This is a genomic window from Paraburkholderia sp. DD10 (genome assembly GCF_049177125.1).
GTDB lineage: Bacteria > Pseudomonadota > Gammaproteobacteria > Burkholderiales > Burkholderiaceae > Paraburkholderia > Paraburkholderia terricola.
The window spans coordinates 2,596,572-2,613,371 of the sequence record NZ_CP185393.1 but is presented as its reverse complement, the minus strand read 5'-3'; the positions used below and the strand labels follow the sequence as shown (position 1 = coordinate 2,613,371).

General features: G+C 64.4%; 15 protein-coding genes. 2 read left to right on the top strand and 13 right to left on the bottom strand.

From position 1 onward, the window contains the following. Nucleotides 1–46: 46 nt before the first annotated feature. Complete coding sequence (locus tag ACOCG7_RS27050; protein WP_073427014.1) at nucleotides 47–793, bottom strand: GntR family transcriptional regulator; 747 nt, start codon at nucleotides 791–793, stop codon at nucleotides 47–49. A gap of 223 nt (nucleotides 794–1,016) precedes the next feature. Between ACOCG7_RS27050 and ACOCG7_RS27045 the strand changes: the two genes are divergently transcribed. Then, entirely contained in the window at nucleotides 1,017–1,862 is an 846-nt protein-coding gene (locus ACOCG7_RS27045) for an aldo/keto reductase (RefSeq protein ID WP_073427015.1), read from the top strand. Nucleotides 1,863–1,904: 42 nt separating this feature from the next. On the opposite strand, the gene ACOCG7_RS27040 is transcribed toward ACOCG7_RS27045, so the two are convergent. The 11 genes from ACOCG7_RS27040 to ACOCG7_RS26990 form a co-directional block, all read right to left on the bottom strand. Further along, complete coding sequence (locus ACOCG7_RS27040; protein ID WP_073427016.1) at nucleotides 1,905–2,411, bottom strand: Rap1a/Tai family immunity protein; 507 nt, start codon at nucleotides 2,409–2,411, stop codon at nucleotides 1,905–1,907. A 77-nt stretch (nucleotides 2,412–2,488) separates the two neighbouring features. Continuing rightward, entirely contained in the window at nucleotides 2,489–4,675 is a 2,187-nt protein-coding gene (locus ACOCG7_RS27035) for an ABC transporter ATP-binding protein (RefSeq protein ID WP_073427017.1), read from the bottom strand. Further along, nucleotides 4,672–5,541: an ABC transporter permease gene (locus ACOCG7_RS27030; RefSeq protein WP_073427018.1), complete on the bottom strand. Its 870-nt coding sequence runs from the start codon at nucleotides 5,539–5,541 to the stop codon at nucleotides 4,672–4,674. The genes ACOCG7_RS27035 and ACOCG7_RS27030 overlap by 4 nt, the downstream gene beginning before the upstream one ends. After that, nucleotides 5,538–6,548, bottom strand: a complete 1,011-nt coding sequence (locus ACOCG7_RS27025) for an ABC transporter permease (RefSeq protein ID WP_073427019.1) — start codon at nucleotides 6,546–6,548, stop codon at nucleotides 5,538–5,540. The genes ACOCG7_RS27030 and ACOCG7_RS27025 overlap by 4 nt, the downstream gene beginning before the upstream one ends. 77 nt (nucleotides 6,549–6,625) lie before the next feature. Further along, nucleotides 6,626–8,308 (bottom strand): ABC transporter substrate-binding protein, encoded by a 1,683-nt coding sequence (locus tag ACOCG7_RS27020; RefSeq protein ID WP_073427224.1) that lies wholly within the window; start codon nucleotides 8,306–8,308, stop codon nucleotides 6,626–6,628. 315 nt (nucleotides 8,309–8,623) lie between these two features. After that, nucleotides 8,624–9,643 carry a HoxN/HupN/NixA family nickel/cobalt transporter gene (locus ACOCG7_RS27015; protein ID WP_073427020.1) on the bottom strand — a complete coding sequence of 340 codons (1,020 nt, stop codon included), beginning with the start codon at nucleotides 9,641–9,643 and terminating at the stop codon, nucleotides 8,624–8,626. A 29-nt stretch (nucleotides 9,644–9,672) separates the two neighbouring features. After that, nucleotides 9,673–10,188, bottom strand: coding sequence for a cupin domain-containing protein (locus tag ACOCG7_RS27010; RefSeq protein ID WP_073427021.1), 516 nt, complete (start codon nucleotides 10,186–10,188; stop codon nucleotides 9,673–9,675). Nucleotides 10,189–10,373: 185 nt separating this feature from the next. Next, on the bottom strand, nucleotides 10,374–12,479 hold the full coding sequence (gene fusA / locus ACOCG7_RS27005; RefSeq protein WP_073427022.1) for an elongation factor G: 2,106 nt from the start codon (nucleotides 12,477–12,479) through the stop codon (nucleotides 10,374–10,376). Nucleotides 12,480–12,780: 301 nt separating this feature from the next. Next, a complete protein-coding gene (locus ACOCG7_RS27000; RefSeq protein WP_073427023.1) occupies nucleotides 12,781–13,284 on the bottom strand; it encodes a DUF192 domain-containing protein in 504 nt (167 codons plus the stop codon). A gap of 145 nt (nucleotides 13,285–13,429) precedes the next feature. Next, on the bottom strand, nucleotides 13,430–13,636 hold the full coding sequence (locus ACOCG7_RS26995; protein WP_073427024.1) for a hypothetical protein: 207 nt from the start codon (nucleotides 13,634–13,636) through the stop codon (nucleotides 13,430–13,432). 469 nt (nucleotides 13,637–14,105) lie between these two features. Next, nucleotides 14,106–14,675, bottom strand: coding sequence for a pseudouridine synthase (locus ACOCG7_RS26990; protein ID WP_073427025.1), 570 nt, complete (start codon nucleotides 14,673–14,675; stop codon nucleotides 14,106–14,108). A gap of 334 nt (nucleotides 14,676–15,009) precedes the next feature. On the opposite strand from ACOCG7_RS26990, the gene icd reads away from it, so the two are divergent. Then, complete coding sequence (gene icd / locus ACOCG7_RS26985) at nucleotides 15,010–16,266, top strand: NADP-dependent isocitrate dehydrogenase (RefSeq protein ID WP_073427026.1); 1,257 nt, start codon at nucleotides 15,010–15,012, stop codon at nucleotides 16,264–16,266. A gap of 199 nt (nucleotides 16,267–16,465) precedes the next feature. Here icd and ACOCG7_RS26980 read toward each other — a convergent pair whose 3' ends face one another. Continuing rightward, a complete protein-coding gene (locus ACOCG7_RS26980; RefSeq protein ID WP_007180614.1) occupies nucleotides 16,466–16,672 on the bottom strand; it encodes a cold-shock protein in 207 nt (68 codons plus the stop codon). Nucleotides 16,673–16,800 lie beyond the last annotated feature (128 nt).

Below are 16,800 nucleotides of genomic sequence, written 5' to 3'. Positions count from 1 at the left end.
TCGGCATGACGGTGCGCTTGCCCGCAAGCGCCGCGAAGTAAAAAGCCTACTTCCTCAACTCCGCCACGAAATCGTAGTAATCGTTGCGGCAGTACGTGTCGGTCAACTCGATCGCCCGCTGATCGGCGGTGTAGCCCACGCGCGTGATCAACAGCAGCGCCTCGTTGGGGGCGATGCTCATCTGCTGTGCGATTTCGTCGCTCGCATTCACCGCGCGAAAATGTTGCAGCGCGCGGACGATCGTCAGTCCGCGATTTTCCAGGAACGTGTACAGCGAGTCGCCGATCGCCTGCGGATCGGGAATCACCGCGGCGGGGAACGTGGAATTCTCCACCGCCATCACGATGCCGTCGGCCAGACGCAAGCGCCGCAGCCGGGTCACCGCCGCCGCCGGCGACAAACCGAGCTGAATCACTTCATCGCGGTTAGCCGGCGAGATTTCGCGCGACAGCCACTTCGAGCTTGGCGTAAAACCGCGCCGCCGCAGCATTTCGCTAAAGCTCGACAGACGCGACAGCGGATCTTCGTAGCGCGGCGTGATGAAACTGCCCGCGCCTTGGGTGCGCCGGATCAAACCCTGCTCGACCAGTAACGCAATCGCCTTGCGCGACGTGATGCGCGAGACGCCGAGCGCCTCGGACAACACGCGCTCCGAAGGCAGCGCTTCGCCCGCGTTCCAGCGGTTCTCGTGAATCGCCGTGCCGAGCTTGCGAGCGAGTTGCAGATACAGCGGCGTGTCGTTTTCCGGGTCCGGGCGCAGATCGCGCCAGCGGTCTTCCGAGGCAGAGGTCATGGGGCTCACGCAAGAAGGGCAAGCGGCAATTCTAAGACATCGGCGCGCCGTTGTTATAGCGGGCTTTTGCCTAGTGGCCGATGCGAGAGCCGGGCAACGGCTAAACTCGTCGCTATGATTTCCGTAGCATGCGGCGTGAGCGTTCGCGTGAGCCGCTGCATCTTCATACGCATTCGGACCACGCCTTACCGTCCATTCAATTCAGCCACTTCAAGGAGTCAGCATGACGAGCGAGATCGCAAGCGTGAGCCTGCCCGACGGCGAGCGCATTCCGAAACTGGGGCAGGGCACCTGGGAGATGGGTGAACAGCCGGCGCGCCGAGCCGCTGAAATCGCCGCGCTGCGCTGCGGCGTCGACCTGGGCATGACGCTGATCGACACCGCCGAAATGTACGGCGACGGCGCGACGGAATCGCTGCTTGCGGAAGCACTGGCCGGGTTGCGCGAGCAGGTGTTTCTGGTCAGCAAGGTGTATCCGCACAACGCGAGCCGGCGCGGCGTGATCGCGGCCTGCGAACAGAGTCTCAAGCGCCTGAAAACGGATCGGCTCGATCTGTACCTGCTGCACTGGCGCGGCTCGGTGCCGCTCGCCGAAACCGTCGAGGGGTTCGAGGCGCTGCGCCGCGCCGGCAAGATCCGCCATTGGGGCGTCAGCAACTTCGATACCGACGACATGGAAGAACTGCTGGCCACGCCGGGCGGCGACGCGTGCTCGACTAATCAGATTCTCTACAACGTCGCGCGCCGCGGGGCGGAATTCGATCTGCTGCCGTGGCTCGCCGCGCGCAAGATGCCGACGATGGCCTACAGCCCCGTCGATCACGCCCGCTTGCCGAAACGCTCGCCGCTCGACGACATCGCGGGTGCGCGCGGCGTTTCGGTTGTCCAACTGGCGCTCGCGTGGGTGCTGCGCGATCACCGCGTGTTCGCGATTCCGAAGGCGGGCCGCGTCGAGCACGTGCGTGCCAACCACCTTGCTTCGCAACTGCAACTCGATGCCGGCGAACTCGCGGCTATCGACGCTTACTTCAAGCCGCCGCGCGGCAAGCGTCCGCTGGAAATGCTTTGATGAGCGCGGCGCAACGTTGAGCGGCTCGCCGCGCGCGCGTTATCAATTGCAACTGTGATGCATGTGCACGGAACCCAGCACGGCGACTTCGGCGGGCGTGTGCTTGAGCGAGTCTTCGTTGACCTGGGCGGCGTCCGCGACGAATTCCTCGACGATCGACGACACCTGCGCGTTGCGCAAACAGAGCGACACACGCTGCGTTTCATTGGCCGGCAGCGACACGCGCTGACCGAGGAACAGCACGCCGTACTGATAGCCGTGGATGATGCCGCGGATCGCGCCGACGCATTGGCCCTGCGCGACGTTGTCGTTTTTCTTCTTGCAGGTTTGCACGAGCGAGTAGGCGGAAAAGCTGGGATCGACCGGCGGTGCCGCTTGCGACAGCGTTTGTGGCAGCGGCTGCGCGGCTTGCGCCGGGGTTTGCGCGGGTGCGGGTGCCGGAGGTTGCGCCGCGGTTTGCGCATGAGCGAGCGATGCGAGGCCGAGAGCGCCGGCCATCACGAGGCCGGTGGCCGCGCGCGCGGCAAGGCGGGGGACGTTTCGTTGCATGTTGTGGTGCCCTCATATCGAACGTTGAATCTGATATGAGGCTATCGCGCCGGTTTGGTTCCGGTCAGACGTAGGCGCTATTCGTTGCGCGCGGCGCTTTCCGATGGGTTTCCCGAGCCGTCGCCGCCGACCTTGCCTGCGTCGTCGCGTCTTGAGGCGGCGTGCAGGACGCGCAATTCATCGACGGGGATATGGCAGCGGATGCGATGCGTGGCCCGTCGACCCGCGTCGCCTGAGCCGGACCCCGCCTCGAGAAACGGCGGGTCTTGCTGCTCGCAGATCGCGCCGAGCTTGCGCGGACAGCGCGTATGGAATACGCAGCCGGACGGCGGCGACGCCGCGCTCGGCAGATCGCCGGACAGGCGGATGCGCGCGCGGCTTGCGCGAGCGTCGAGCGTCGGCACGGACGACAGCAACGCTTCCGTATAAGGATGCTGCGGCCCGTCGAACACGGCGGCGGCCGGCCCGATTTCCAGCAGCCTGCCGAGGTACAGCACCGCGATGCGGTCCGACAGATAGCGCACCACGTGCAGATCGTGCGAGATGAACACATAGCTCACGCCGCGCTCGCGTTGCAGATCGGCGAGCAGGTTGAGAATGGCCGCCTGCACGGAGACGTCGAGCGCGGAAGTCGGCTCGTCGCATACCACCACGCGCGGCTCGCCGGCAAACGCGCGCGCGATCGCCACGCGCTGCTTGAGCCCGCCGGACAGTTGCCGCGTGCGTGAGCCGAGGTAGCGTTCGGGCAGGCGCACGGCCGCCGTCAACGTGGCGAGCCGTTCGTCGATCGCGGGGCCGCGCAGCGCGGTGAGGCGCGACAACGCGCGGCCGATCAGCCGCTTTACCGAATGCGCGCGATTGAGCGCCGAGTCGGGATTCTGAAACACGATCTGCAACGACTTGACCTGCTCGTCGTTGCGTCGCGTCACGCGCGCGGCGAGCGGCGCGCCGTCGAGTTCGAGCACGCCGCCGGCGTCCGGTGCGAGCAGGCCGAGCAGCAGTTTCGCGAGCGTCGTCTTGCCGCTGCCCGATTCGCCGACGAGGCCGAGCGTCTCGCCGCTCGCCAGGTCGATCGAGACATTGTCCACCGCGCGCAGCGGCGCGCCGGATACGTGGAACGTCTTCGACAGTTTTTCCGCGCGCAGCACGATGTTCGCGCGGCCGCCGTTTGTCGCTGTCGCGGCGTTGCCGTGCTCCGCCAATGCCTCGGCGCTCGCGCGCGGCAACTCGATCGCGCGTTCGTGGTAATGGCAGCGCGACATCTGATCGCCGTGCGCGGCGCTCACCCGATAGGGCGGCGGCGCTTCGCGGCGGCAACGGTCGTCGGCGAGGCGGCAGCGATCCGCGTAAATGCAGCCTTGCGTGACCGAACCCGGCGAGGGCAGACTGCCCGCGATCGTATCGAGCCGCTCGGTGTCCTTGCTGCGCCCGGTGGTCGGCAAGCAGCGCAGCAACCCGACCGTATAGGGATGGCGCGGCCGCGCGAACACATCCTGCGTCGCGCCTTCCTCCACCAGCTTGCCCGCGTACAGCACGCCGACGCGCTCGCACATCCGCCCGATCACCGCGAGGTTATGGCTGATGAAGAGCACGGCCGTGCCGAGTTCCTCGCGCAACTGCGCCACGAGGTCGAGCACTTCGGCTTCGACGGTGGCGTCGAGGCCGGTGGTCGGCTCGTCGAGAATCAGCAGCGCGGGGTTCGAGGCGAGCGCCATCGCGATCACCACGCGCTGCTGCATGCCGCCCGACAACTGATGCGCATAGCTGTCCATCACGCGCTCGGGCGCGGCGATGCGCACGCGCTTCAGCATGTCGAGCGTGCGCTCCACGGCTTGCTCGCGCGAGACGCCGGCGGCCTCGAACGCTTCGGTCACCTGGCGCGCGATCGTCAGCGATGGATTCAGCGCGCGCCCCGGGTCCTGGTAGACCATCGAAATCGCGTTCGCGCGCATCGTGCGCAACGCGTCGGCGTCGAGCTTGTGCACGTCCTTGCCGGCGATCACGATCTTGCCCGCCTTCACCTTGCCGTTGCGCGGCAGATAGCGCAGCGCCGCCATTGCGACCGTCGATTTGCCGCAACCCGATTCGCCGACGAGACCATACGCCTCGCCGCGACGCACGCGAAACGAGACGTCTTGCAGCACTTCGCGATCGCGTCCGCGAATCCGGTACGTGACCGTCAGGCCGACGACGGTCAGCGCATCCGTGCGGTCGCTCTTCGACACGTCGAAGGCGGGGAACGAGGCGGGCGGCGGGCCGTTCATCGGTCGAGCACTCCTTGCACGCTGTCGGCGATCAGGTTCACGCCGACCACCAGACTGGCGATTGCGCCGGCCGCGAACACCACGGTCCACCACGCGCCGCCCGCCATCAGCGTGTACGACTCGGAGAGCGCCAGTCCCCAATCGGCTGAAGGCGGCTGAATGCCGAAGCCGAGGAACGACAGCGTGGCGACCGCGAAGATCGCATAGCCGAGCCGCACGGTCGCCTCGACGATGATCGGCGGCAGCACGTTCGGCAGGATCTCGGCGAACATGATGTACGGCGCGCGTTCGCCGCGCAGTTGCGCGGCGGCGACGTAGTCGAGATGCCGTTCGGCGAATACGGCGGCGCGCACGGTGCGCGCGGTGATCGGCGTGAAGGTGACGCCGATCACGAGAATCACGGTGAAGTTCGACGCGCCGACGGCGGCGAGCGCGAGCAGCGCGACGATCACGAGCGGCAGCGCGAGCACGGCGTCGATCGCGCGGCCGACCACGTTGTCGACCCAGCCGTCGAAGTAGCCGACGATCAAGCCGAGCGCGGTGCCCGCCAGCGTGCCGAGCAAGGTGGCGAGCGGCGCGATGGTCAGGATGTCGCGCGCGCCGACGATCACGCGCGAGAACACGTCGCGGCCCAGTTGATCGGTGCCGAACCAGTGCGTGCGATCGGGCGGCATCAGCGAGTTGAGCGGATCGGATGCATACGGATCGATCCGCACGAGCCACGGCCCGGCGATCGCGCAGACGATCCACCAGCCGACGATCAATACGCCGATCACGAAGGTCGGCGAGCGCAGCAGCACGCGCAACTGATCGAAGCGCGGCTCGGCGACGGCACGCGGCGCGGCCGGCGGAACGATGGTGCTCATTCGGCGCTCCTTACTCGCAGCCGCGGATTGAGCAGCACGTGCAACGCGTCGGCGACGAGGTTGGCGACGGTGTAGACCACGCCGATGGTCAGCACGCCCGCTTCGAGCATCGGAAAGTCCTTCGCCTTGGCGGCGTTGTAGATCAGCGAGCCGATGCCTTGATAGTGGAACAGCGTCTCTACGACAACCAGGCCGCCGATCATGTAGCCGAGCTGGGTGGCCGCCACGGTGATGGTCGGCAGCAGCGCATTGCGCAACACGTGCCGCCAGATCACGATGCGGCGCGGCAGGCCCTTGAGGATCGCGGTGCGCGTGTAGTCGGCGTCGAGCGCCTCGACGGTGCCCGCGCGCGCCATGCGCGCAATGTAGCCGAAGAACACCAGCACCAGCGGCAACACCGGCAGGATCAGATAGCGCAACTGTTCGAGCGCGCCGGCGTCGGGCGGATACGACGCCTCGATCGGCAGCCAGCGCAGCCACACGCCGAACACCAGGATCAGCACGATCGACGAGACGAATTCCGGCACCACCGTCGCCGACAATCCCACGATGCTGATCGTGCGGTCGAGCCAGCGCCCCGCGTGCATCGCCGACCACACGCCGCCCGCGATGCCGAGCGGCACGACGACGATGAACGCGAGCAGGCCGAGCTTGGCCGAATGCGCGAGCGCGTCGGCGATGAACGGCCCGACCGGCTCACGGTACGCATACGAGAGCCCCATGTCGCCGCGCACGAAATGCGAGATCCACTCGATGTATTGCGTCATCAGCGGACGGTCGGCGCCGAGTTGATGATTGAGCGCGGCGACCGCGCGCGCGTCGGCAAGCGGGCCCAGCACCGCGCGGCCGATGTCGCCGGGCAGCAACTGGCCGCCCGCGAACACGATCACCGAGAGCAGCCACAGCGTGATCAACGACAAGCCGACGCGCGTCGCCAGAAAGCGCGCGACGCGGCCCGCGTTGCCGTTCGAGCCGGGGGAGGCGGAAGGGGTCACCGTGGTCGACATCGTGATCTCCAGCCGGGGAAGCACCGTGCGCTCATGCGTTCGAGCGCTTCCGCGTCAAAGCGCATCTGCGTTCGACATCACGCGCTCAGCACCGCGCGGTCGAAATACAGTTGCGCGATCGCGGTGAAGCGCACGCCGTTCACGCCCTTGCGCATCGCGATCAGTTGATCGTAGAAGAACGGAATGATCACGGGCGTTTCGTCGAGCAACAGCGTCTGAATCTGTCCGGCGATTTTCTTCTGCGAGCCGAGATCGATCGCCGCGACGAATTGCGCGACCAGTTGATCGTATTGCGGATTCTTGAAGTGCGCGGCGTTCCACGTGCCGTTGCTGGTGAGCGGCGCGTTCAGGAAGACGTTCGGCACGCCGCGATGGCCGTAGTCGGTAATGCCGAGCGGCGAGTCCAGCCAATCCGATTTGCCCGGCGTGCCCGCGCCGTAATACAGCGACTGGCTCTCGACCTTCAGATTGATGCGCACGCCGATCGCCTTCGCCGCGTTCTGCACGACGACCGCGAGATCGGGAATCTCCATGTATTTTTCGGTGGTGAGCGTGACGTCGAAGCCGTTCGGCACGCCCGCTTGCGCGAGCAGTTGCCTGGCCTTCGCGACGTCGATCCGGCGTTGCGCGACCCCCGCATCCGATGACGGAAACACCGGCGCGAACGGACTGTCGTTGCCGAGTTGCGCGCGGCCCTTGAAGAGGCCACGCACCAGCAGATCGCGATCGAGCGACAAGGCCAGCGCCTGGCGCACGCGTTTGTCCTTGAACAGCGGACTGTCGGTGCGCATATGAATCTGCCGATGCGCGCTCGACTTCACGCCCATGGTCTTGAAGTCCGGATTGTTCAGGATCGCCGCGCCGCCCTGCACGGTGAAGGTGCCCATCACGTCCGCCTGATGACCTTGCAAGGCGAGCAACTGCGCCTGCTGGTCGGCGTAGAACGAGAACTGCACGCGCTGCGGTAACGCTTTTTCGCCCCAGTAGTCGGGGTTGCGCACGAACGACGCGCCGACCTTCGGCTGATACTTTTCGAACTTGAACGGGCCCGTGCCGATGAAGCTCTTTTCATAACCGCCCGCGTAGCTCGCGGGCAGAATCACGGCGTTGTAATTGTCCGAGGATACGTAGTAGGGGAAGTTGCCGTTCGGCGCGTCCAGATGAAACGCGATCGTGTGGTCGTCGACTACCTTGGCGCCGCCTTTCGACAACACGCCCTTGAGCACCGATAGCGCCGCCGATCCGCTGGCCGGGTCGGCGAGACGGTCGAAGGTGGCGGCGACGTCTTTCGCGGTGAACGGCTGGCCGTCGTGGAATTTCACGTTCGGGCGCAGCTTGAAGGTCCACACGTCGCCCTTGTCGTTCGGTTTCCACGAGAGCGCGAGCGCCGGTCTCAGCACGCGCTTTTCGCCGTCGTCGTCGATCAGGAATTCGCCGGTCTGGTTCAGCAGCGCGAGGCTCGCGGCGTCCGTCACGGTGAGCGGATCGACGGCGCCCGCAGGCGTCAGGTGAGCGACGCGGATCGTCTGGTTGGAGGGGCCCGGTGTGCCCGGTGTGCCCGATGTGCCTTGGGCGCGCGCATGCGGCGCATTCAGTACACCGCCGCCCGCCAGCGACAAACCGATCACGCTTGCATAGCGCAGCAGTTCGCGGCGCGTGATACGGCCGGCGAGGCATTCGTCGATGGCGTGGTTGCCGTAGGTGTCGGCGGAGTGGCGGGCTAGGTCGAGATCGGGAAAGCGGTCCGCGGGAGTCTTCATCGAGGGAGTATCCAGTCCGTTCTGTTGCCGGTTCTGAAGCGCCGCGCCGAACACGCGCGACAGGGCGATGACGCAAAAGCGGCTTCAGTGTAAGCGATTGACCGCGGATTCGGAGCGCCCGGAGTGGCGCCGGGTTCCCGATTGGCGGATAAAGGGGCGGGTGTGTATCGTCATCGCAACGTTCCGCGAAGCCATCGAGCAAGGCTTGCGAAGTTCCTGGCCGGCGAATGGCGATGGCGGCCGATGCGCTAACGGATGAACCGCCGACATCACGACGACATCCTTACCGGTCACGCCACGCGCGACGAGTTGGATTTACCGCGCCACGGCGTTCGGACGCCGCCAGCGGTGAAACAGCACGGAGCCGATCCAGCACGCCATGAAGCTGGCGACGATGCCGTAGCCGAGCACGCCGAAGCGCGCGTTCACGCTCGCCACCGCGTCCCATGCGCCGCCGTTCAAGCCGAGCTTGTCCGACAGCAGGCCGAGCGCTTCCACGCCGCCGATCGCGATCGCCACCACGGCCGAGACGAACGTGATGCTCGCGTTGTAGTAGAGCTTGCGTTTGGGGTCGTCGAGCGCCCAGCCGTAGGCATGGACCATCAGCACGTTGTCGGTGGAATCGACCAGCGTCATGCCCGCCGTGAAGAGCGCCGGGAACACGAGAATCGAATAGAGCGGCAGACCCTTGCCCGCTTCGGACGCGGCAATCGCGAGCAGCCCGATCTCCGTCGCGGTGTCGAAGCCGAGGCCGAACAGCACGCCGACGGGGTACATGTGCCAGCTTTTCGTGACGAGCCGGAACAGCGGGCGCAATGCGCGCGACAGCAAGCCGGCGGGGGCGATCGTCTGGGTTGTTTGAGCGAGCGGTTCGCCGCCGGATTGGACGTGCCGATAGCGGCGCCATACGTCGCGCAGAATCACGAGGTTCACGCAAGCCAGCACCAGCAGAAACACCGACGACACGAGGGTGCCGATCGTCCCGCCCACCGCCTTGAAACTTTCCAGGTGTCCGTGCAGCGAATGCGCGGTCCACGCAATGCCGAGCGTCGCCACGATCACGATCGTCGAATGACCTAGCGAAAACGCGAGGCCGACGCCGAGCGGCCGCTTGCCTGCCTGCATCAGCTTGCGCGTGACGGCGTCGATCGCCGCGATGTGGTCCGCGTCCACCGCGTGGCGCAGGCCGAAGCCGTAGGCGAGCATCGCGGTGCCGAGCAGCAGCGGATAGTCGCGCAACGCGATCAGCGCCCATGCCCACGCGCCGAGGTTGGCGGCGATCAGCACGGCGTACAGCGTGAGGAGGCGAGGGCGCAGCGAAGCGGTCGGCGTCATGAGTCGCGTGAACAAGGCATGAAGAAGGATTAGTGATCGTGCGGATGCTTGTGAATCGGATCGACCCAGTAGACCGTTTCCGGCGCCTCGACGGCGTCGATGTTCAGATTCACCACTACCGCTTCGTTGTCGCTGCGCACCAGCACGCATTCGAGCGGCTCGTCGGTGCTGGCGTTGATTTCCTGATGCGGTACATAGGGCGGCACGAAGATGAAGTCGCCGGGGCCGGCCTCGGCGGTGAATTCGAGATGCTCGCCCCAGCGCATGCGGGCCTGGCCGCGCAGCACGTAGATCACGCTTTCGAGCGCGCCGTGATGATGCGCGCCGGTCTTCGCGTTCGGATGGATCGTGACCATGCCGGCCCAGATTTTTTGCGCGCCGACTCGCGCCGCGTTGATCGCGGCCGCGCGATTCATGCCGGGCGTTTGCGCGGTGTTGCTGTCGAGCTGATCGCCTTTGATCACCTTCACGCCATGCTCGCGCCAGTCGACGGGCGGCGCGGGTTGTTCGTCGTTGTAGTGCGGATGTTCGTGGTCGTGGCTCATGGCGTGTCTCCTGATTGGCGAATGTCCTGTGGGGACGCGACGCCGTCCGGCATTCTTGCACGGTCAAAAACGTTGCGTGTGGCCGGGCGGTTCGAGCGGCGTCGTGGCATAAAAAAAGCCCGTCCACAGGGAACGGGCTTTCGTGTTTGCTTGCATGGCGATATGGCGATATGGCGTGGCGGTGCTTACTTGTGCTTCGCGTTGATCACGGCCTCGGCCACGTTGTTCGGCGTTTCAGCGTAGTGCTTGAACTCCATCGTGTACGTGGCGCGGCCTTGCGTGGCCGAGCGCAGCGAGGTCGAGTAGCCGAACATCTCCGCGAGCGGCACTTCCGCGCGCACCAGCTTGCCGCCGCCGCCGGCGATGTCTTCCATGCCTTGCACCATGCCGCGGCGGCTCGACAGATCGCCCATTACGTTGCCCATGAAGTCTTCGGGCGTTTCCACCTCGACGGCCATCATCGGTTCGAGCAGCACCGGCCTGGCCTTGCGCATCGCTTCCTTGAACGCCATCGAGCCGGCCATGCGGAACGCGTTTTCGTTCGAGTCCACGTCGTGGTACGAGCCGAAGGTCAGCGTGACCTTCACGTCGACCACCGGATAGCCCGCCAGCACGCCGGCCTTCAGCGTTTCCTGAATGCCCTTGTCGACCGCCGGAATGTATTCGCGCGGAATCACGCCGCCCTTGATCGCGTCGACGAATTCGTAGCCCTTGCCTTGCGGCGCCGGCTCCAGCGTGAGGACCGCATGGCCGTACTGGCCGCGGCCGCCCGACTGCTTGACGAACTTGCCCTCGACGTCCTCGACCTTGTTGCGCACCGTTTCGCGGTAAGCCACCTGCGGCTTGCCGACGGTGGCCTCGACGCCGAATTCGCGCTTCATCCGGTCGACCAGGATTTCCAGGTGCAGCTCGCCCATGCCGGAGATGATGGTCTGGCCGGATTCCTCGTCCGTCTGCACGCGGAACGACGGGTCTTCCTGCGCGAGACGGTTCAGCGCGATGCCCATCTTTTCCTGGTCGACCTTGGTCTTCGGCTCGACGGCCTGCGAAATCACCGGCTCGGGGAAGATCATGCGTTCGAGAATGATCACGTGCGCCGGGTCGCACAGCGTGTCGCCGGTGGTCGCTTCCTTCAGGCCGACCGCCGCGGCGATGTCGCCCGCGTAGACTTCCTTGATTTCCTTGCGCTCGTTCGCATGCATCTGCAGGATCCGGCCGAGGCGCTCCTTCTTTTCCTTGACCGCGTTGTAGACGGTGTCGCCCGAATTCACCACGCCCGAGTAGACGCGGAAGAAAATCAGTTGCCCGACGAACGGGTCGGTCATGATCTTGAACGCGAGCGCGGAGAACGGATCGTCGTCTTTCGGATGACGCTCGATTTCGTTGTCGTGCTCGTCGTGGCCGGAGATCGCGGGCACGTCGACCGGCGACGGCAGATAATCGATCACCGCGTCGAGCATCGCCTGCACGCCCTTGTTCTTGAACGCGCTGCCGCACAGCATCGGCACGATCTCGTTGGAGATGGTGCGCACGCGAATGCCGTGCTTGATTTCCTCTTCGCTCAGCGTACCGCCATGCAGGTACTTGTCGAGCAGCTCTTCGCTGGCTTCCGCCGCGGCCTCGACCATCTTGTCGTGCCATTCCTTCGCGGTGGCCGCGAGTTCCGGCGGAATGTCCCGATACTCGAATTTGATCCCCTGGTTCTCTTCGTCCCAGTAAATCGCCTTCATCTTCACGAGATCGACCACGCCCTGGAAATGATCTTCCGCACCGACCGGAATCTGGATCGGCACCGCCACGCCCTTCAGACGATCGCCGATCTGCCGCTGCACGCGGAAAAAGTCCGCGCCGACGCGGTCCATCTTGTTGACGAACGCAATGCGCGGCACCTTGTACTTGTTTGCCTGGCGCCACACCGTTTCGGACTGCGGCTGCACGCCGCCGACCGAGTCGTACACCATGCAGGCGCCGTCGAGCACGCGCATCGAGCGTTCCACCTCGATCGTGAAGTCGACGTGACCCGGCGTGTCGATGATGTTGATGCGGTGCTCGGGGTAGTTGCCGGCCATGCCTTTCCAGAAAGCGGTGGTGGCCGCCGACGTGATGGTGATGCCGCGCTCCTGCTCCTGCTCCATCCAGTCCATCGTCGCCGCACCGTCGTGAACCTCGCCGATCTTGTGGGTCACGCCGGTGTAGAACAGGATGCGTTCAGTAGTGGTGGTTTTGCCGGCATCGATGTGAGCGCTGATGCCGATATTCCGGTAGCGCTCGATGGGAGTCTTGCGGGGCACGTGAACCTCCTTGGAATGGCGCGCCTGAAACGCTGGCCGGGCGGCAGCCTGTGCTGCCCGGAGAGCTTGAGTGCTGCTTTTGCTAAGAATACTAGGATAGCGCGTCGGCCCGTCTTTTGCAGGAATCTTGCCAGCCGGGTGGGAACGCCTGCCGGCGGGGCTTCGGCCCATTGGATAGCGGTGCGGCGCCGCCGGCGCACCTGGCCACGCCAATGAAAAAGCCGGCGCCTGGTGAAGGCGCCGGCTTTTCCGGAAAAGCGGCGGGCGACGCGGCGGCGTTGGCCGCCGTGGCCGCCTGAAACTATTGCGCGGCCGGCAAGCCCTGGATTTTCATCCCCGGTTTGATGCCTTTCGACGTGAACCAGCCCTTGCTCATTTCCAATGCATACACGCCGTTGTTCTTCGGGCAGTGATTGTTGGTGGTCTCGGCCTGCATCTCGTCGATATCGGTGACCGTGCCGTCGGCGCGGATGAACGCGATCGACAGCGGGATCAGCGTGTTCTTCATCCAGAAGCAATGCACGGCGTTCTCGTTGAAGACGAACAGCATGCCTTCGTTCGGCGCGAGGCTCGTGCGGTACATCAGGCCTTGCTCGCGGTCCGCATCGTTGGCGGCGACGGCGGCGTCGATCACGAACATGCCCGCGGTCAGCTTCGCGCGCGGGAAGTCGCCGGGCTGCTTCGCGCCGGCCGGTATCGGCTGCGCGTGAGCGGGGGCGGCGGTGGCCGCAAGCGTTATCGCGGCGAGCGGCAATGCGACGGCAACGGCGAAACGCGCAACCAACGAGCGCATGAAAAATCGCACGGCATGACTCCTTGCTGGAAATTAACCCGCGAATGTTACGCGAGCGCGTCAAAAACAAAAAGGCAGAAAGCCTTGCGGCGATCTGCCTTTCAACGCCGTAAGAACGGCAATGAAGCTAGTTCTTGACTGCGTTTTTACAACAAACTTACTCCGAAGCGGCCGAAGCTGCAGCAGCAGCCGATGCTGCCTTCTTGTGCGACTTCTTGTGAGCGTGCTTCGTGGTCTTCTTTGCCGACGAAGCTGCTGCTGCCGGAGCTGCCGAAGCGGCTGCCGGAGCTGCCGGTGCCGAAGCTTGTGCGAATGCTGCCGTTGCGAAGAGGCCAGCGACCAGAGCGGCGATCAGTTTGTTCATTTTGAAATCCTCAGCTTTAGTTGATTAACCCAATGACCCGGTTATATGAGAGTCATGTCGGTAAACGTGCCATCCACCTTTCGGTTGACATGCGCATCGAACAAATTTTCCGACGCGTCTGCCTAGCGCTCAGACTCCCTGCGCTTCACCGCGAGAGCGGCTTGCACAAAGGCCCTTAGGGCTGAATGCCGGATAGCTTCGGGCGGCATCTGCGTCGAATAACGCGTGAGCTCGCGCACCGGTTGACGCGAATTTCGTGGAAAGTTTATTAGCGGATGTATCGATGCGAAGGCCTGCTGCCGCATGGCGGCGCATGCGATTGTTTCACGCGTTTTTCATCATGGTTTCACGCGTGCTTTTGGCTACCGATACAACGGCTTGGCTTTTACAACGGCCTGGCTTTTCTTGCCGCCATCGAGCGCGGGCGTTGATGCGCAACCGTGCGGGTTTGTCGCGCAGGGCGAGGCGTTCAAACGACGCCGTCCCACGGCGCCTTCGGCGGCAATTCGACGCTTTCGCCCGGTTGAAGTCCCAGCGAAAAAATGTCGAGCGCGCCGACGCCGACGCGCACGAGACGCAAGGTCGGAAAGCCGACCGCCGCGGTCATGCGTCGCACCTGGCGGTTCTTGCCTTCGGTGATCGAGAGTTCGAGCCACGTCGTCGGGATTGCCGCGCGAAAGCGGATCGGCGGCGTGCGCGTCCAGAGCGAGTCGCCCGGTTCCACGTACTCCGCGCGGCAGGGCCGGGTGACGTAATCGCCGAGATCGACGCCGCGCGCCAGCTTCTTCAACGTGGCCGCGTCGACCGCGCCTTCAACTTGCGCCCAGTAACGCTTGACGAGCTTGTGACGCGGCTCGGCGATGCGCGCTTGAAGCGCGCCGTCGTCGGTGAGAAGCAGCAGTCCTTCGCTGTCGGAATCCAGCCGTCCCGCCGGATAGACGCCCGGCACCTTGACCCAGTCGGCCAGCGACGCGCGCGTTTCATGCGGCGAGAACTGACAGATGGTGCCGAACGGTTTGTTCAGAGCAAGAAGACGCATGGGGAATCGAAGAAGGGCGAGTTGCGCGGGCCGCGGCGCGAGCCATCGTTCAGGCCTCGTGCGCCGCCGCTTCAGTCGCGAATGGCGGGATCATAATGCATAAGCGCTGACGGCAAGTTCGTGGTCTTATGTAAGAGATGAGCGCGGCGTTCTCGCCGGCCGGCCTTGCCGCCATGTTGGAAAACCCCGAGCCGTCGCGGCCTCGTTGCGGCACCCGCGTGGGCTAGAATAGCGGCCAGGCCGCTTGCGGGCGTCCGGCATTGCGCGTAGCGAGGAGCGCCCATTTTCGCAGTCTCCCATCAGCTTTCAGCACAGCCTTCACTGGAGTCCGATCATGCCGTATCAGCACATCAAGGTTCCGACCGGCGGTGACAAGATCACCGTCAACGCCGATTTCTCGCTCAACGTTTCCGACCAGCCGATCATTCCGTTTATCGAAGGCGACGGCACGGGCGTCGATATCACGCCGGTGATGCTCAAGGTCGTGGATGCCGCGGTGGAAAAAGCGTACGCGGGCAAGAAGAAAATCCACTGGATGGAAATCTACGCCGGCGAGAAGTCGACCAAGGTGTACGGCCCGGACGTGTGGCTGCCCGAAGAGACCTTGCAGGTGCTCAAGGAATATGTGGTATCGATCAAGGGTCCGCTCACCACGCCGGTGGGTGGCGGCATCCGTTCGCTGAACGTCGCGCTGCGCCAGGAACTGGACCTGTATGTGTGCTTGCGTCCGGTGCAGTATTTCAAGGGCGTGCCTTCGCCGGTGCGTGAGCCCGAGAAAACCAACATGGTGATCTTCCGCGAGAACTCGGAAGACATCTATGCCGGCATCGAATGGCCGGCTGAATCCGAGCAGGCCAAAAAGGTCATCAAGTTCCTGCGCGAGGAAATGGGCGTGAAGAAGATCCGCTTCCCGGAAACCTCGGGGATCGGCATCAAGCCGGTGTCGCGCGAAGGCACGGAGCGTCTGGTGCGCAAGGCGATCCAGTATGCGCTGGACAACGATCGCCGCTCGGTCACGCTGGTGCACAAGGGCAACATCATGAAGTTCACGGAAGGCGCGTTCCGTGACTACGGTTATGCGCTGGCGCAAAAGGAATTCGCGGCGGAACTGATCGACGGTGGTCCGTGGATGAAGATCAAGAATCCCAGGACGGGTGGCGACGTCGTGGTGAAGGACGTGATCGCCGACGCGTTCCTGCAGCAGATCCTGCTGCGTCCGGCTGAATACGATGTGATCGCCACGCTGAACCTGAACGGCGATTACGTTTCGGACGCGCTCGCCGCGCAAGTCGGCGGTATCGGCATCGCACCGGGCGCGAACATGTCGGATTCGGTCGCGATGTTCGAAGCCACGCACGGCACCGCGCCGAAGTATGCGGGCAAGGATTACGTGAACCCCGGCTCGGAAATTCTTTCGGCGGAAATGATGCTGCGGCACCTCGGCTGGACCGAGGCGGCGGACCTGATCATCAAGTCGATGGAAAAATCGATCCTGCAAAAGCGGGTGACGTATGACTTCGCGCGTCTGATGGAAGGTGCGACCCAGGTGTCGTGTTCCGGGTTCGGACAGGTGCTGATCGAAAACATGTAAGCCGCTCGCCGGGCTGATCCGGCTTGCATCGATTAACCCGGCGTCGCGAGGCGGCCGGGTTTTTTATGCGCCGGTGCCGGGAAAGCGACCAGTCACCCGTTATTTGGGACGTCTCGTGCCGCCAGCACGACGGGCATCGCGGCGCCCAAAAAAGAAACCCGGCACGAAGCCGGGTTTCAAAGGACGGGATCGAGCAGTTTCAGGCAGGTGCCTGGATGTTCGATGCCTGTTTGCCTTTCGGGCCTTGCACGACCTCGAAGGTCACCTTTTGACCTTCCTTGAGGGTTTTGAACCCATTCATCTGGATGGCCGAGAAGTGTGCAAACAGATCCTCACCACCCTCGTCAGGCGTGATGAATCCGAAACCTTTTGCGTCATTGAACCATTTGACCGTACCAGTTGCCATTCCAACTTCCCCTGTAACTCATGTCACTACCACGAGCCCTCGAAAAGCTCGACGACCGCGCGATGCAGCCGCTCCCTCCTCACAAGCTCACCATCGGCATTTTTTCGAAATTATGGCTCAGTGAAAAA